Source organism: Exiguobacterium sp. s46, assembly GCF_018618875.1.
Taxonomy (GTDB): Bacteria; Bacillota; Bacilli; order Exiguobacteriales; family Exiguobacteriaceae; genus Exiguobacterium_A; species Exiguobacterium_A abrahamii.
The window spans coordinates 971,312-986,838 of the sequence record NZ_JACSMY010000001.1 but is presented as its reverse complement, the minus strand read 5'-3'; the positions used below and the strand labels follow the sequence as shown (position 1 = coordinate 986,838).

The 15,527-nt window shown below is 48.1% G+C and carries 24 protein-coding genes; 12 read left to right on the top strand and 12 right to left on the bottom strand.

Annotated features, from left to right (window positions below; translation table 11 throughout):
• Positions 1-7 precede the first annotated feature (7 nt).
• From KNQ08_RS05250 to KNQ08_RS05225, 7 genes are all read right to left on the bottom strand, one after another.
• Positions 8-661: a DUF2268 domain-containing putative Zn-dependent protease gene (locus tag KNQ08_RS05250; RefSeq protein WP_353049219.1), complete on the bottom strand. Its 654-nt coding sequence runs from the start codon at positions 659-661 to the stop codon at positions 8-10.
• 373 nt (positions 662-1,034) lie between these two features.
• On the bottom strand, positions 1,035-1,466 hold the full coding sequence (locus KNQ08_RS05245; RefSeq protein WP_214804982.1) for a hypothetical protein: 432 nt from the start codon (positions 1,464-1,466) through the stop codon (positions 1,035-1,037).
• Between the two features lie 49 nt (positions 1,467-1,515).
• Positions 1,516-2,091, bottom strand: coding sequence for a phosphotransferase (locus tag KNQ08_RS05240; protein WP_353049218.1), 576 nt, complete (start codon positions 2,089-2,091; stop codon positions 1,516-1,518).
• Between the two features lie 6 nt (positions 2,092-2,097).
• Complete coding sequence (locus KNQ08_RS17020) at positions 2,098-2,322, bottom strand: hypothetical protein (protein ID WP_353049217.1); 225 nt, start codon at positions 2,320-2,322, stop codon at positions 2,098-2,100.
• Between the two features lie 164 nt (positions 2,323-2,486).
• Positions 2,487-3,047: an AAA family ATPase gene (locus KNQ08_RS05235; protein ID WP_214804980.1), complete on the bottom strand. Its 561-nt coding sequence runs from the start codon at positions 3,045-3,047 to the stop codon at positions 2,487-2,489.
• On the bottom strand, positions 3,044-3,454 hold the full coding sequence (locus tag KNQ08_RS05230; RefSeq protein WP_214804978.1) for a group-specific protein: 411 nt from the start codon (positions 3,452-3,454) through the stop codon (positions 3,044-3,046). The genes KNQ08_RS05235 and KNQ08_RS05230 overlap by 4 nt, the downstream gene beginning before the upstream one ends.
• Positions 3,451-4,476, bottom strand: coding sequence for a serine hydrolase domain-containing protein (locus KNQ08_RS05225; protein ID WP_251133674.1), 1,026 nt, complete (start codon positions 4,474-4,476; stop codon positions 3,451-3,453). The genes KNQ08_RS05230 and KNQ08_RS05225 overlap by 4 nt, the downstream gene beginning before the upstream one ends.
• Before the next feature lie 138 nt (positions 4,477-4,614).
• Between KNQ08_RS05225 and KNQ08_RS05220 the strand changes: the two genes are divergently transcribed.
• Genes KNQ08_RS05220 through KNQ08_RS05210 form a run of 3 tightly spaced genes read left to right on the top strand, consistent with a single transcriptional unit; the run spans position 4,615 to position 6,013 of the window.
• Entirely contained in the window at positions 4,615-5,109 is a 495-nt protein-coding gene (locus KNQ08_RS05220) for a sigma-70 family RNA polymerase sigma factor (RefSeq protein ID WP_167507569.1), read from the top strand.
• The gene (locus KNQ08_RS05215) at positions 5,106-5,561 is read left to right on the top strand and encodes a hypothetical protein (RefSeq protein WP_149427404.1); all 456 of its coding nucleotides are present in this window, start codon (positions 5,106-5,108) and stop codon (positions 5,559-5,561) included. Before KNQ08_RS05220 ends, KNQ08_RS05215 begins: the two co-directional genes overlap by 4 nt.
• 14 nt (positions 5,562-5,575) lie before the next feature.
• Entirely contained in the window at positions 5,576-6,013 is a 438-nt protein-coding gene (locus tag KNQ08_RS05210; RefSeq protein ID WP_149427403.1) for a GNAT family N-acetyltransferase, read from the top strand.
• Here the strand turns inward: KNQ08_RS05210 and KNQ08_RS05205 are convergent.
• Positions 6,005-6,388, bottom strand: coding sequence for a GNAT family N-acetyltransferase (locus KNQ08_RS05205; protein ID WP_149427402.1), 384 nt, complete (start codon positions 6,386-6,388; stop codon positions 6,005-6,007). The two genes, KNQ08_RS05210 and KNQ08_RS05205, sit on opposite strands and share 9 nt — an antisense overlap.
• The gene (locus KNQ08_RS05200) at positions 6,385-7,050 is read right to left on the bottom strand and encodes an HAD family hydrolase (RefSeq protein WP_214804974.1); all 666 of its coding nucleotides are present in this window, start codon (positions 7,048-7,050) and stop codon (positions 6,385-6,387) included. Before KNQ08_RS05200 ends, KNQ08_RS05205 begins: the two co-directional genes overlap by 4 nt.
• 39 nt (positions 7,051-7,089) lie before the next feature.
• On the opposite strand from KNQ08_RS05200, the gene KNQ08_RS05195 reads away from it, so the two are divergent.
• Both KNQ08_RS05195 and KNQ08_RS05190 read left to right on the top strand, forming a co-directional pair.
• Positions 7,090-7,935 carry an alpha/beta fold hydrolase gene (locus KNQ08_RS05195; RefSeq protein ID WP_149427400.1) on the top strand — a complete coding sequence of 282 codons (846 nt, stop codon included), beginning with the start codon at positions 7,090-7,092 and terminating at the stop codon, positions 7,933-7,935.
• On the top strand, positions 7,932-8,621 hold the full coding sequence (locus KNQ08_RS05190) for an alpha/beta fold hydrolase (protein ID WP_149427399.1): 690 nt from the start codon (positions 7,932-7,934) through the stop codon (positions 8,619-8,621). Before KNQ08_RS05195 ends, KNQ08_RS05190 begins: the two co-directional genes overlap by 4 nt.
• On the opposite strand, the gene KNQ08_RS05185 is transcribed toward KNQ08_RS05190, so the two are convergent.
• Positions 8,583-9,446, bottom strand: a complete 864-nt coding sequence (locus KNQ08_RS05185; protein WP_149427398.1) for a sensor domain-containing diguanylate cyclase — start codon at positions 9,444-9,446, stop codon at positions 8,583-8,585. The two genes, KNQ08_RS05190 and KNQ08_RS05185, sit on opposite strands and share 39 nt — an antisense overlap.
• A gap of 137 nt (positions 9,447-9,583) precedes the next feature.
• Positions 9,584-10,102 carry a DUF4256 domain-containing protein gene (locus tag KNQ08_RS05180; protein ID WP_149427397.1) on the bottom strand — a complete coding sequence of 173 codons (519 nt, stop codon included), beginning with the start codon at positions 10,100-10,102 and terminating at the stop codon, positions 9,584-9,586.
• Positions 10,103-10,299: 197 nt separating this feature from the next.
• On the opposite strand from KNQ08_RS05180, the gene KNQ08_RS05175 reads away from it, so the two are divergent.
• The 3 genes from KNQ08_RS05175 to KNQ08_RS05165 all read left to right on the top strand — a co-directional run bounded on the left by KNQ08_RS05175 (position 10,300) and on the right by KNQ08_RS05165 (position 12,520).
• Positions 10,300-10,692, top strand: a complete 393-nt coding sequence (locus tag KNQ08_RS05175) for a hypothetical protein (RefSeq protein WP_023468377.1) — start codon at positions 10,300-10,302, stop codon at positions 10,690-10,692.
• Positions 10,693-10,799: 107 nt separating this feature from the next.
• Positions 10,800-11,489, top strand: coding sequence for an ABC transporter ATP-binding protein (locus KNQ08_RS05170; protein ID WP_023468376.1), 690 nt, complete (start codon positions 10,800-10,802; stop codon positions 11,487-11,489).
• 62 nt (positions 11,490-11,551) lie between these two features.
• Positions 11,552-12,520, top strand: a complete 969-nt coding sequence (locus KNQ08_RS05165; RefSeq protein ID WP_149427396.1) for an LLM class flavin-dependent oxidoreductase — start codon at positions 11,552-11,554, stop codon at positions 12,518-12,520.
• A gap of 73 nt (positions 12,521-12,593) precedes the next feature.
• Here the strand turns inward: KNQ08_RS05165 and KNQ08_RS05160 are convergent, their stop codons facing one another.
• Positions 12,594-13,322 (bottom strand): SDR family oxidoreductase, encoded by a 729-nt coding sequence (locus tag KNQ08_RS05160; RefSeq protein WP_023468374.1) that lies wholly within the window; start codon positions 13,320-13,322, stop codon positions 12,594-12,596.
• 85 nt (positions 13,323-13,407) lie between these two features.
• On the opposite strand from KNQ08_RS05160, the gene KNQ08_RS05155 reads away from it, so the two are divergent.
• The 4 genes from KNQ08_RS05155 (at position 13,408) to KNQ08_RS05140 (ending at position 15,380) form a co-directional block, all read left to right on the top strand.
• Positions 13,408-13,851, top strand: coding sequence for a hypothetical protein (locus KNQ08_RS05155; RefSeq protein ID WP_149427394.1), 444 nt, complete (start codon positions 13,408-13,410; stop codon positions 13,849-13,851).
• 284 nt (positions 13,852-14,135) lie between these two features.
• Positions 14,136-14,678 carry an alkaline shock response membrane anchor protein AmaP gene (amaP, locus tag KNQ08_RS05150; RefSeq protein ID WP_023468372.1) on the top strand — a complete coding sequence of 181 codons (543 nt, stop codon included), beginning with the start codon at positions 14,136-14,138 and terminating at the stop codon, positions 14,676-14,678.
• A 15-nt stretch (positions 14,679-14,693) separates the two neighbouring features.
• On the top strand, positions 14,694-14,900 hold the full coding sequence (locus KNQ08_RS05145) for a DUF2273 domain-containing protein (protein ID WP_035397250.1): 207 nt from the start codon (positions 14,694-14,696) through the stop codon (positions 14,898-14,900).
• Positions 14,901-14,942: 42 nt separating this feature from the next.
• The gene (locus KNQ08_RS05140; RefSeq protein ID WP_023468370.1) at positions 14,943-15,380 is read left to right on the top strand and encodes an Asp23/Gls24 family envelope stress response protein; all 438 of its coding nucleotides are present in this window, start codon (positions 14,943-14,945) and stop codon (positions 15,378-15,380) included.
• Positions 15,381-15,527: the final 147 nt, after the last annotated feature.

The window sequence follows — 15,527 nt, the reverse complement described above, 5'->3', positions numbered from 1 at the left end:
AAGCACCTCATTGCTCAAGAATCTTTTGATACTTATATCCTTTTAAGATATCTGTTTGATTCGTATAGGTCCAGTCAGCAATGGACTGATCTGGATGCAACTCAAAATAATGATTAAGGATATCACGCCCTAACATGTAGTTACTCCAGCGAGGAATCTCTTTTTGTTCGTTACCTACAACGAAGTCGAGTTGTGATACTTCATAGCTGTTGACGAGGGGCGCGACATGTTTTTTCGTCGCTTCATCCATCGCGACATTCCAAGGATTAGTGACGCCTTTGACGATTCGGTCAGCAAAGGCATCTGCCTTTCCTTCGAAAATGACGGAATTGAGAGTCGTACTTAAACTGAAATCGGGTGTATCCATGAGGACTAAGTGATGATATTCATGTGCCGTCGTATATGCTAAGACGTCTTGATCGTAGTTTGGATCCAGGTAGAGAACGAATGCATCTGCTCCTGTAACACCTTTCATCGAATGGATATCGAGAGAGGATTCAGGATTAATCGGAGCGATGAAAATGGTACTTTTCTTTTTGGGAAGGATCTTATGTGAAGCGATGTAATTTTTTTGGATGATTTTTTTAATGTTGTCCTGCTGTTTCATCAAGTTCTCGATTTTATCGAGTAGCTCTTGTTCGTATACGGTTGATTGCAACATCAGAGAACCCTTTAAGTCGGCTGTCGCGAACTGCTCCTTTTCCCCGATTTTGTCGATATAGTTTAAGACATATTTCGCATAATTCTTTTTATCTATTTCAGGATCATTGTTTTTTAAAGACGCTTGTAGATATTGTTTGTACGGTTCATAGAGAAAAACAATGTTCAATTTACTTTCGTCATCAATTTTTACAGATTCGGATTGTATTTTTTCACTCTTTGAGATCTGTTGAGTAGAGGGTCGTGTTGTCTTCCCCTGTTCCGTGCAAGCGCTTAAGAACAGGAACGCAGTAGCGAAAAGTAAGGGCAGTGATTTTTTCAATATACGTTCATACTCCTCTTTTTTTTAGGGTGTAACAACATCTGCTGTTCAATTAATCCTCTTTCGCCATATGGTCAATGACGATCGGATCACTGTAGGACAGAATGTAAAAATCCTGTTCATGCGTCCTGATAGCGAATAAGTGCAAGTCTCCCCGTTCGGTATACACTTCTTTCGTTTTCATATACTTCGCAGCGAACTCTCCAAATATCGATTCTTTTGACTTCACGACCGGATACGGATTTCGGAGTCTGTCGTCGATGATGCCATGCTCTTGCAACGTCCCTAAGAAAACGGCGTACTTTTCGAAACGCATCAAAAAGTAATCGCGCGAAGGATCGTCAATCAAAAGCTTGAATGTCTCGTCAGCACCATAAAAATAGAAATCAATCGCATAATGGTCATTCGCCTTTAACGACATCGTATCCAGTTCGAGATCGTATGCTTCAGTCGTCAGTAGAAAATCGAGATCAATTATTTTCAAAGAAATCACTCCTATATCCTAATCATCGAGATACATAGCGAATCAAACGTTATTTTATCGAGGGTTTATCGATGAACCATTTCTCCCCATGTTCCGCGATGAAACGGTATTCCGCGCGGTAATGTGTGTCGTGACCTTCTTTTTTCATCCTGATGAAAGCAGCATCACCGTCCGCAGCTCTTTGATCAATCAACAGATACAGGGCTTCGACACGCATCAATAACATGGATAGCAGTTCGGAACGCGGTCCTTCATAGCCATACGCATCAAGGAACCGACTCACTCGCTTGGCGAAGCGTGCGTCATCCTGCTCCAGTGAATAGGCAAGAACGGATCCGTCAGGTGCTTGTCGTCTGTTGCTGAGCGGAACGAACGTATAGAGCGTATAGACGATATCCCAAGCACGTGGACCGGGTGCCGCGAGGTCAAAGTCAATCACGCCACTCAGTTTTTGATCCTGAAAAATCGTATTGTAGACGGCAAAATCGTTGTGGCAGATGACTTCGTATGGAGTAGGGGTATTGAGCAACGGTGCCCAGTCCGGTGAGACTTCGAAGTCGACTGTCGCGTCATGATACTGGCGCATCAGACGTGCGACATCGTCTAAGACGTCGTCGTGCCACATGTATGCTTATAGCGGATAATCGGCTGTTTCGCCAGGGAGGAAGGTCAGGATCTCTCGATTTTGTTCGTCGATGCCGACGAAACGGGGAACACCGGATAGACGTTTAGCTTCTAAGTGGCGTAATAACCGTTGGACGTTTTTGCTGTTCTCTTTTTGTGAGCGATAGACATGCTCACCTTTTTGATAGACAGCGGAGACATTTCCGCCAGTCAGTCGTTGTTCTTCAGACATGGATGTTCCTTCTTTCTTTTGTAATCGGTTACATATTCGCTGGTCTTTTTGAATGCGTTTATGAAGAAGCGGGTGGTCATTGCTGCGAGACGGGAGGCGACGATCAAAATACCGAAAGAAGGTCGAATCTCATGCGGGTGCTTTACACGCGATTGTCATGTTCTTCAATCAGTCAACATCTCATCGAAAAGAGCATCAAGCGACGGATCCGTGACATGGTCGAGGAATGTGTCAACGTCTTCCGTCGAACGAAGACGAACGATTTTGTCCGCTTCACTGGAAACTGGCGGCTCGATTCGTTGCCGCTGATAGATGTCGTGGTACGACGAGTCGCCACGAATCTCTCGTCCATCGCGTTTGGAGTGAGTCAGTCGGTCTGCAATTGTCACTTCGGGTAAATCGAACCAGACGAGGATCGAGCGGAACGTCGAACGAGAGAATGGATCTAATAATTGTTTCCGACCAATCCGCGAGGTGTTGGCATTACATAAGATAATCGTCTCGACGGAAGACGTGATTGCCTGTTCGATCAACCATCCCGTCAAGTCATGTTTGATCTGATTCGGTCCTTCTGTTGGAACGAGGTCCGGATAATGTTCGAGCAAAAAACGTGCTTGAAGATCCTGATCGATGACAAGGCTTGATGAGAGACGTTGAGCAACCTGTCGTGCGAAAGTCGTTTTCCCGGCATGGGTCGGTCCAATCGTCAACAGGACGGTCCTCATGACGTCAGTTGTTCTTCCGGTAAGCGATCGGCGAGAATCTGCGCGAGCCAATCTTCTTTCGCTCCGAAGCAAGGGGTCGTCCGTCCGATATGATAAAACGTACTGGCCAATGGTCCGGTGAAGTAGGTCGCATCCGGCATGCATAAGTAAATCGGACGATTCGTCGCGAGCGCAATCCCGAGTTCGACGTGGCTACTTTTTCCTGCTGGTAACACGAGCACGAAGGCGTCCGCTTGTTGTACGGCTTCGAATTCAGCAAGACCAATCTTTCGTAATGCTTCGGGATCCTCTGCCCGATTGTTCATCGTCCAGTCATATGTTACATCGTGTCCACGCAAGCGGAGTTCATCGCGGAGCCAGCGGACGGTCAACGTGTGATCAAAGCGAGAAGCGATATAAAAGTTCATGTATGGATTCCTTTCTCAAGTAAAAGTTGTTCGATAGCCTGAACGAGCGTGTAGGCTCCGTCAGACGTATTCGATAAGACGGTGACGATCGTTTCCGATTGTGGATAATAGGCGGAATGAAAGCTGACACCCGGGTCGTAACCCATGATGTGCCACTTCTCGTGCAAGGCATCGAGTCGTTTTAGCCAGACGCCGTAACCATAAGACGCAACATCGTTGACTTTGACGTGGGGATGAAACAGTTGTGCGGTCATCGATTCAGACAGCAACTGATGCGTCAGAAGACTTCGCCAGAAACGTTCCATATCTGATGCTGTGAGGAAGGCGCCGCCATCTGGTCCGCCAATGATTGGTAACGTATAGTGGTTCGTTCGCCACGTACCGTCTTCATTCTCGATATGGCCGGTGGCTGTATCTGCCGGTAGGGAGTCGAGTCGGAAGTAACCAGACTGTGTCATTTGCGCACGAGCGAATATTTCGTTCGTCACGTAATCCGCGAAGGGTTGTTTCGTCAATTGTTCGATCACGAGACCGAGCAGGATGTATCCCGCATTGTTGTAATGAAAACGTTCGCCCGCAATGAACAGTCTTTTTTGGTCCTGAAACAACGGTAAAAAATCGATGGGACGACGCAAACGGTACATCGGGAAATCTTGAAAGACCTCCTCGAAATCGGTCATCGTCGATTCGTCAAAATAATCACCGATGCCTGACGTATGAGTTAACAGATGATGTACGGTCACGCCGTCTAGATCGATTCCTATGTCCGGTAAAATCGTCGCGACGTGTTCGTCGAGTGCAACCTTTCCTGCCTCGACTAATCGTAAGATGGCGACCGCCGTGAAAAGTTTCGCACCAGAGGCAATTCCGAATCGCGTCGTTTCTTTATTCAATACACGGTAGCCCCGATGTGCGAATCCGTTAGCATGACTAAAGATTTGTTCACCTTGCTGGTGGATGGAGACCGCCCCTTCGAGGTGCATGAGCTCCGGTAAAGCAATGAGTTTCTTGTACACGTTCATCATCCTCTCTGTTTCCCATCCTATCGAATTCATTCATGCAAGAAAAGGGAATTATAAGAAAAATTTGAAAAAAATGAAACTTTTTAAACGTGTCGCGTATCTAATAGGGGAGTGATTGCAAAAAAGGAGGATGCCGATGTGTTTCGAAAGTCAGGTGCAGCATTATCCGACGTTGCTTTTGAAGCAGCTTTATTCGCAGAAGAAGACTATGTTTACCGTATTTCCTTCATTTATCTGAAAGAGGAGGCGGCAGCGCTTGAGAACGTCCAAGAGGTCGCGTACCGGGCATGGCGTGGGCGAAAGAGTTTACGGGATGCTTCGTATTTTAAGACGTGGTTGACGCGCATCACGATGAATTGCGCTTTCCAGCAACATCGAGCGTCGTTTCAGCCGCTCGCGATCGAACCCAGTCAAACGACGTCGTTTGAAGAGCGTCTCGTCGATCGCTTGTACTTGGACGATTTACTGGATGTCCTCGAGCCGACCGAGCGATCAATCGTCTACTTCCGGTATGAAGAAGATTTGTCATTGCAAGAGATTGCGCAAACCTTCAATGTGCCACTGAGTACGATCAAAAGCACGTTGTACCGCGCACTCGAGAAAGTACGACGACAGAAGGGGATGAGTCTATGAATCACGAGCCAAAAATCTTGATCGACGTACCGTCATCCGTCAGGCAACGGACAATGCAAGGTATCCGCAAAGCGAAACGGCGCCGGCGCTCGTTACAAGCTGCTTGTCTCGCTGCCGGTCTGACAATCATCGGCTTTAGTTCCTTGCATGAGACCGTTCCCGAGCAATCGTCGCAATCGATGGTCGTCGGCATGTATTATGATGAACAGTTGTACACGGTAGCAAAAAAAATCACGAATTCAGACTGGCAACAGCTGAGAGGGAAACGACTTGGCGTCACGGATGATGTCTTGACCGATACGAAACTAGAACAGGACACATCTGATTTTGCGTCGAACCTCGATGCGTTTACCGTCTATCAAGTCAAGGACGATCCGGTATCTGAGCACGTGCTGGTCGTCGGTGAGGAAGAAGGTCGGGAACGGGTGATGATTCTGTCGCCCACACGATAAGGAGGGAGAGAAATATGAACATCCGGTCTTGGACAACAGACGATCTACCGCAATTGGTCGGATTGATGACGCAACTTGGTTATCCGGCATGCGAGGACGTCTTACACGAACGATTTTCGCGGGTCACCCGTCATCCGGATTATGACTTGCTTGTGCTAGAAGACGACGACATCCTTCTCGGCTGCGTCGGTCTGTTTCAGGCGCAAGCGTTCGAGCATGATACGACCTATGTCCGAATCGTCGCGTTTGTCGTCAACGCAAAACATCGTCGGCGGGGAATTGGTCGCCACTTGATCCAAGCAGCGGAAGACTGGGCGCATGCAAGAGGAGCAACTGCCGTTTTACTGAACAGCGGTAATCGACCAGAACGCGAAGCAGCTCATCACTTTTATCAAGCGATGGGCTACAGCGTAACGAGCACGAGTTATTCGAAATCATTGGCTTCATCGTGATTTACGGAAACCATGGAAAGCACGAAATCCTTGTTGTTCATAAAAAGAAGCAGACTGACGGGTTGCCAGGAGATCGATCCGCGTCGGATAGGTAAGTTGTAAGTGATCGAGTAACTGTTGTCCGTACCCACGCTTGCGTGCGTTTCGGCTGACGAGGAGCTCACAGACGAACGTCGTCACCGAACCGTCCGTTAAGGCGCGGACATAGGCAAGGATTTCTCCGTCAGATTCAAGGACGAAAGCGGCATTTGCTTTCATCCACGCGTTGCGGGTCCGCTCTTGATCAGCGACGAGATCCTGCCATCCTTCTAATGCGTTCAATCGATGAATCTGCTCAAAATCGTCAGGTTGGAAACGGCGAATCTGTTCCGTCATGGCTGGTTCTCCTTTCGTATCAGGTCTTGGAGTGGGGAAGGTAACTGGCACCAGTCCGAAAATTGCGTGTCAGTCAATGGAACATCGCCTGTGCGCTTCCAAATCGCCTGCATGCCGAGGGCGCGTGCCGGTAAGATGTCGTGGTCGTAATTGTCGCCAACATAAAGGACTTCGTCCGGGCGAACACCTAAACGATCCGTTAAGCGAAGGAAAAATATCGGATCCGGTTTACGGACGCCTTCTTGTTCCGAAATCCCAATCTGCGTAAAGGAGGGAGACAGTCCGATTGCGTCACAGACGGCACGTTGGAACGTCGTCCGACCGTTCGATAGTAAGCCGATGGGTAGCTCAGTCGGTAATTGCGCAAAAAAGGCGTCGACTCCCGGAAAGCTCCGTGCGAAGATCGGATAACGCGTCACGTAGTCGTGTAGCAGTACTTCAACAGAAAGCGGCAATTCAAAGCGACGAATCATTTCCGCATAGACGACGTCCTTCCAGACGCGTCCTTCTTGATCAAGCAATAAGAACGTCGTGATATAGTCGTCGATCAGAACATGCGCAACTTCACGAAAACGTTGATGCTGATCCCGAAGGAAATAGGGAAGAGAACCGGACCGGTCATGTAACGTTTCGTCTAAATCAAACAATAAAGCACGAATCAAGGTAAACACCATCTTTCAAAGTATAGAGGAGTGATTATAATGGAACGAATTATGCAACATCAGGGAAAACAAGTGACGTATTATGACGACGGTTCGACAGGTCGACCGTTGTTACTCCTACCCTCGCTCGGTGGGACGTATCAGGACTGGGCGGACATTCTGACGAAACTGACACCGGACTACCGCGTCGTCAGCTTTCATCCACACGAATGGTCGGGCGATTACATCGACGGGACGACCGGCATCTTACGGCAAATCAATCAGTTTCTTAACGCGACGAATATTGCGACTCCGGTCACACTCGTCGGTCATTCGTACGGTGGACTCGTTGCGCAAGCTTTTGCTCTACATCATCCAGAACGTGTCGCCGGTCTCGTTCTCGTGGATGCGACGTCCGTTGATTTAGCAGAACTCGATCAGCTGGATACACCGATGCTCGACCGAGAAGGGGATGACGCCGTCTGGATCGATCGGTTCGAAGAACTATCAAAAGCAACTGATTTACGTGACCGTTTCCCGGACGGGGATGACCGCACGGATTGGAACCCGGCGTATTACCGGTCGATGCATGCGATCATCTCGCAGTGGAAAGCTGATGCGAAAGATCTTCAACCACGCATGCGCGATCTCGGTGTTCCGTTGACCGTTCTTGGACGGGACAAAGCGCAGTCGATCGAAACGATGATGGCTGCTGGTTTTCCAAAAGACGAACTGGAGCAGATGGAAGGAAAATGGCAGGAATTGATTCGGCGACAGGCGAATCTATCCTATCAGGCGAACGTGACGTTCGTTCCGGGAACATCACACCTGATGCATCGCGATCGTCCGGACGTCATCGTAGACGCGATATTGACACTACATCAATTTAAGGAGTATACCGTATGACACGTATGTATGTACTACATGGTTTAATGGGAACGGCAGCAACACACTTTGCACCACAGCTATCCGCTTTAGCGGATGATTTTACGTTCATTCCGATTGATCTGCCTGGTCACGGAATGACGACGGAACCGGCAACGGAAGATTACTTATCACAAGCAACACGTGCCATCCGCGAACGGATGGCACAGGAAGGTCCAGGATGGATTCTCGGGTTGTCGCTTGGCGCAACGCTTGCGATGCAACTGGCACTCGATCCACCGGACGAACTCGAAGGGATATGTATCACGGGTTTTTCACCATTCATTCCTAAAGCGATGGAACCGCTGATGCGCAAGCAACGAGAGTTCTTCCTCGACCTCGAACAGCAGGCACCGGAAATTGCCGACCAGTTCGAACAGTTGCATGGTCCTGCCTGGAAAACGACGGCGCGGGCAGTCCTTGATTTGATGACGTTCCGTTTTCCGGCATTAACGGAAACGATGCTGCAGTCGATCACCTTACCGGTCGTCATCCTAAACGGAACGAATGAAACATACGAAGTCGACGCAACCGCGTTCGTTGCGGAACACGTGCCGAACGTCATCGTCTTACCGGTCGAGGGAGCCGGGCATACAGCGAATCTCGATCAACCGGAACGCTTCAACACCTTATTGCTTCAAGCCTATCAATCCATGCTGACGACTTAAGCGATCATTCATCTTTTCTTGATACATCTGCTCATCTGCCTCATGCAGGACGTCGTCGACACGGCGTCCTGTTGTCGTATGTACGGCGCCGATTGCGAGCCCGATTTCGTGTGTCGCGAACGTCGAGCGGACGTGTTCGACGAATCCCTCGAACAGCTCAATCGACGGACTCTCATCGATCAAGACGAATTCATCACCACCGATCCGGTAGCCATGGTCTGTCAAGCGGCGGATGCAAAGTCCTGTTTGTTCAAGCAAGGCATCACCGACCGCGTGACCGAACCGGTCGTTGAGCTCTTTTAGTTCATTCAAGTCAAGCAGAATCACCCCATACGCCGTCTTCTCTTGATCGAGTGTATGGACAGCCTCGTTGAAGGCATGGCGATTCCCTAGACCAGTCAAGGCATCGATCCGGTATTGATCGAGTAATGCCTGTTGTGATTTCAACTGCTCGTCAATGTTACGGATCACCCCTTGGATGGCAACGATCTGCCCATTTTCGCAAATGGGTGTCGCATACTCTTCGAACCAGACGTACGTTCCGTCATTGGTCCGCCAGCGTTGCCGAAACGGCTGATCGTAGTCACAATCGCCCGAAATCTTCGACATCAAGACTTCGATGTCTTCCGGATGAATCCGCGCGAAACACTCGTCCGGATCCATGTAGCTGGCTGCTGCCACGCCTTTCCCCATATGGTCATCGAGGGAAGGACTGATATAACGAAACCGATATTCCGGCTGCACTTCGAACACGTAGAAGATATCTTTACACAATGCGATCGTATCCGGCTGTTGCTGGCGGAATAACCGGAAACTAATCAACATGATAAGACCACCTACAATCAATCCCAATACAAATATGACGTCCACCTCCTCTACTCATCGACCATCATATCATAATTGGGTTTTATTATCTATAATTTACAAAAAACACTCTACTCCAATCGTAGAGTGTTTTTTGATTAATTAAGCTCAATGCAGACACGAAATCCTCGGCTCGCATAATAGGAATCCGCTCCGTTGTGATAGATGAACGTCGTCTCATAACGACGATCTCCGAACAAGGCGCCACCTTTTTGACGGATCAGGTCTGGCGTCTTAAGCCAGCTGGAGGTTTTTTCGTCAAACGAAAACTGCGTCTGTAGTTCTTGATACTGTTCTGGTGTTAAGAGGTGCACCTCTAGCGTCTCAATCATCGACTCGACACTTGCTGCGGACGCATTTTTCTTTCGACCAAGTCGAGCGGATTCGTCCAAACAGACGCTTCGACGACCAACTGGACTCTCTTTGGCAGTGTCGACGATGACGAGTCGTCCATTAAGAGCTACGACATTCGGCTCTCCACCTGTCTGTTCCATCCAAGCAAGGGCAGTTCGTTTCGAAGGCGTCAGGCGAGACTCGAGCACGTCATATGAAAGACCCTCGTGGCGTTCAGGAGTAGCCTCAAAGCGATCACGAAACATCGTGAGTTGCTCATCCATCGGTAAAACCTCACTTTCCTAGTTCGTTTTTTCCATTATTCAATGAATCCGTTTCCAGTGCAATCGTTTAGTGACTGAATAAGTCAATCTGAAGACAATTGACAAATGAAATCGGACTGCCTACACTAATTGTACATATCCGGTTTCTGTTGCGATCGCGCGTACAGGAACGACATTTAGGAGAGGAGCCCAACCGTATGCGCTGGATCAGTTATGCGGCTGTTGTGACGATTCTTTCGTTCTTAGCGTTCACAGCATATTCGTTCTTGACGACGATCGACTTTGAGATCGTCTATCAATTCGGAACGTTTGCGATGACGTTATCTTATTTTATCTTTGGTTTACCAATGTTGTGGATCGTCCGTCATTATCCATTGACCCTTCGTTTACTCATCTACGTGACGACGAGTAGTGTCGTCCTGTTTCTTTTCATTGGTTTGTATGAAGCGTGGCATGATGCATCGCTGTCTCCGCTACCACCAACCGGAAGCATGATTCAGTTCACGGCTCTTGCCTGTCTATTATTCGTTTTACCGTATGAGATCGTCTATCGTAAAAATTTCGTTTCCATTCAACCACGTGTTTCTTGACAGTATTCTTGTTCCTCAAGAATGCTGTTTTTTATTTCCTTTCATTTAGAAGGAATTCCCAATAAATTCTTGAATAGTACGTTATCACGAATTTTGGAGGGTTACATATGGAAGGAACATTTCAATGCAAACAGATGGGAAAATCATTTTCGGGAGACGGAGTCGAGACACATGCGTTACAAGACATCGAAGTGACGCTTGAAGCAGGTGACTTCATCTCGATCATCGGTCCATCAGGTTCTGGAAAGTCGACGTTACTCAGTTTGATCGGGACACTAGATCGTCCGACGAGTGGGGAGTTGCATTATGACGGAAAGCCGATCAATAAATTGAACAGTAAGGAACTATCCGATTTTCGTTTCGAAAACATCGGCTTCATCTTCCAGCAGTTTCATTTGATTCCGACGCTGACGGCGCTTGAGAATGTCATGGCGCCTTTGTTCGGTCGAAAAGTACCATACGATAAAAAAGAACGCGCCGAGCAGTTACTCGCGCAAGTCGGTCTCGCCGATAAAGCAGGCAGCTTGCCGTCGCAACTTTCCGGTGGACAACAACAACGGGTCGCCGTTGCCCGAGCACTCGTCCATGAACCGAAATGGTTGCTTGCCGACGAGCCGACAGGGAACCTCGATACGGATACAGGAGAAATCATTTTCAATCTTTTACGATCATTAAACGAAGAAAAAGGCTGCGGCGTCCTGTTCGTCACCCACGATCCGGCACTTGCCGAACGGGCGAACCGAACGATCGAGATGCGAGATGGCGTCATCATCGAAGATCGTCTCGTCCGTGTCTGAGCCTCGTTTTTGAACTCCGTTCCTCCACCCTTTACACTGAAAGGGTAGAGGAGGAATGCGTGATGCGACTAGGAATACTGGATCAAGTACCGTTACATGAGGGCGATACGGTCGAAGCGACGATGGAAGCGACGGAACGACTCGTCTTAGAAGCCGAGCGACTCGGTTATGAACGGTACTGGTTCGCCGAACATCATAATACGAACGGTTTGCTCAGTGCGGCACCGGAGTTGTTCATCGCCCGAATGGGTGCGAAGACGTCAAAAATCAAGCTTGGTTCAGGTGGAGTGTTGTTGCCGCAGTATCATCCACTGAAAGTCGCCGAGAGCTTTGCGACGCTCGATGCATTTTATCCGGGACGGATCGAACTCGGGATCGGTAATTCTCCGGGCGGGAGTGAACGGACACGACTTGCGTTGACGGATGGAGAAGAAAACCGGGCGGCGGAGTTTAGTCGACTCGTCAATGAAACGGCGGGCTTCTTAACAGACAGTCTATCGAATCGACACCCGTACCGGATCGTCAAGACGACACCGCGTGACCGAAAACCGTCGCCGATCTCGATCTTGGGTCTGTCGCCACGTAGCGCGCGGATTGCAGCAGAACAAGACCGTGGTCTCGTGTTTGGTCACTTCATCAATCCGGATCGTTGGGAAGAGACGCTCTCGACATATCGCGAGGCAGGCGGGAAGAACGTCATCGCCTGTGTTTTCGTCATTTGTGCTCCGACACAAGAAGAAGCAGAACGTCTCGCTCGAACACAGGATGCCTGGATTCAAGGCGTCCGACTCGGGAATTCGATCGTTCCGTCATTTAAGACGACAGAAGCAAAGGTCTGGAATGACGTGCAAGCGGAGCGGATTCAGAAAGATCGCCGGCGAGCGATTGTTGGGACACCGGATGTCGTTGTGCGAGAACTTGAGGTGTTAGCAACCCGTTATCAAACGGATCAATTTTTACTGATCAACAATGCCTTTGATCAAGAAAAACGATTACAGTCGTACCAGCTCATCGCGGAACGACTACTCTAAACAGAACAGGACCCCTCGTTAGCTGTTTGGCTAATGAGGGGTCCTGTCTACAAATCTACAAATCTACAAATAATTAACGTTGAGCCGTTGGACGAATCAAGATCTCGTTGATCGCAACATCCTCTGGTTCGTTAACGGCATAGGCGATGGCACGCGCAATCGCGCTCGCATCGATGGCTTTTAAGTCACCAATTCCTTGTTTGATCTCGTCATCCGAGATATGGTCCTTCAATTCCGTATCGACTGCTCCCGGTGAGATGATCGTTGCGCGGATGTGATTGTCGACCGATTCTTCCTTACGAAGACCTTCCGTGATGGCGCGAACGGCGAATTTCGTACCACTATAGACGGCGCTTGACGGCATGACTTCGTGACCTGCGACGGACGAGATGTTGATGACGTGCCCGCTTTTTTGTTCGCGCATGTACGGGAGGACGGCTCCGATTCCGTGGAGAACACCTTTGATGTTGACGTCGACCATCGTGTTCCATTCATCCTGTTGATTTTTATGGAGGTGTGATAGTGGCATCAATCCCGCGTTGTTGACGATGACATCAACTGAGCCGAACTTGTCTTTCGCAAGCTTAGCAAGTGCGTCGACTTGTTCGCGATCAGTGACGTCCGTCACTTGATAGACGGCTTGACCACCTTCTGCTTCAACGGCTTTGACGAGTTCTTGCAAACGATCTTCCCGGCGTGCAGCAAGAACGAGTTTTGCTCCTTGTTTTGCAAGTTCTTTAGCGGTTGCTTCCCCAATCCCGCTTGATGCCCCTGTAATGATGACGACTTTATCCTGAATCATCTGAACTCCTCCTTTTGAATAACGTACTCCTTGAAAGGTATTGCCGCTTTTATTGATTTAAAAACATTTTGTAGGAGGTTGCCTCGTGAAACAACAAACGTTTATTGGTATAGTGCTGATTAGTTTAGGGTTACTCTTCTCGCTGGATCCTTTCCGCCATCAACCACCAGCACCTGACGTGACGATTGAAAATCGTGAAGCAAAGGTGTACTTAGGAACTTATACGTGGTCGGGACTTTTTTTAGGAGAGACAGCTGATGCAAAGGTTGGACCCGTTGAACAAGTAAAAAAGAAACAAAGTGAACGCGTTGCACCGGAAGAACAGATGTCGATTCTTTTTCGAAATGGTCCGCATCCAAAAACTGTTGCCGTTGAGTTATGGTCCGTTGCAAATGGAAAAAAGCTTAAAACGTTTCAGGACGTAGAAAATATCACTTTACCAACGACCCGTGGAAAATATGTCTATCAGATTAGAGCAGGGTGGGAAGAAGGAAACGGTTATTTTGCCATTCCGATCGAAGTAGAATGATCATTTTCAAAAAACGTGTTGACGAAGTATACGGGAAATGATAAATGGATTAAAGTGTTGACCTCTTTTTAGTTGAAAGAGGTCTTTTTTCGTTAAATATAGTAAATAATCCACTTGTTTCGTTAATTATAGTCTGAATAATCAGAATATATGAACATTTTAACAAAAGTGTATGTAGATGTTTCGGGTTCGAATGAACGGGAATAAATACACCATACACATAATAGTTCATGTGTTGAATCACCTAGGTGAAAGAGGTTAACAATCGTAAAGGAGAGGTGCAGATGAATGGGTTCAATCGATTCTTACTCGTCATCATAGGCATACTCGGACTCGTCAGTGTCGGGCTGCTTGTGCTCGGTGTGTATGATGTTCCACGGCTCAGTTCATTGATTGAGCAGTGGCAGGATCAGCAATGGTATAGCTATACCGTTCTATCCATCGGAGGATTTTTAGCATTCGTATTCGTCATTCTATTATTCACAGGATTATTCAGCCGCTCGAAAGGTCAACGTCTGTTGATTCAAACGGGTGACGGAACGATCACGATTTCAAAGGAAACGATCGAACGGACGGCTTTGGAGTCGATTCGTGGGATTGGAGGCGTACGGACACCGCGAGTCCATGCCGACATTCACTCGAAAAAAGAGACGGTCGCTTTAAAAGTCGATTGCTCCGTCTTCGGGCAAGAGGGACTGCCGACGATCGCGAAGGATATCCAAGAACGCGCTAAACAAGCCGTCGAATCCTTACTCGAGTTGCCGGTCACGAGTACGAAGGTCACAATCAGTGACACGAAAACAAAAACATCGGAACGTGTCGTCTAAGAGAGGAGAGGGAACATGAAGACAAGGGAAGCACTTTACCCGTATCGGTTCCGACTGATCGGAGGACTTGTCGGTCTAATCCTCGCCATCTTATTCTTGACGATTGGCTTTGGTCCGACAATTCTCATCGTTGCCTTCGCCGCGATCGGATTCTTGATTGGGAAGTGGCGCGATGGTGCGCTCGATATCGAAGGGTGGATTCAGTTCTTTCAACGGGACTGATTCATATATATCTAACTACACATTCAAAAGGAGAGATTTCAAATGGCAAACGAAGTAAACACAACAACTGAAAACGAAGTGGTACGCGAGAATAAATTGACGTTCGAAGATCAAGTTATCAAAAAAATCGCAGGGATCGCATCGAATGAAGTGACAGGCATCTTGTCAATGAGTGGTGGATTCATGAGTGGACTGACGGATCGTCTCCGGAGTTCGGAAGACATCACGAAAGGAATCGGTGCTGAAGTCGGCGAACGCCAAGTCGCACTCGATTTGAAAGTCATCGTCGAATACGGTAAAAACATTCCGTCAATCTTCCAAGAGACGGTCGCTAAAATTAAAAAATCGATCAGTGACATGACAGGACTTGAAGTCGTCGAAGTCAACATGCACGTCGAGGACGTCATGACACGCGCTGAATTTGAAGCAAAAAATAAATCGAACAACGAACAAGAAGAAAAGAGCCGCGAACTGCAATAAGCAAGTCCAAAGATCCGACGAACTCGTCGGGTCTTTTTTTCATGTATTCATAACATGACTTCATCTCAAAAGTAATGGTTGGATAGGTTACGATAGTTATAAGAATGATCATTATATAAGGAGGCATCGTATCTTTGAAACTAAACG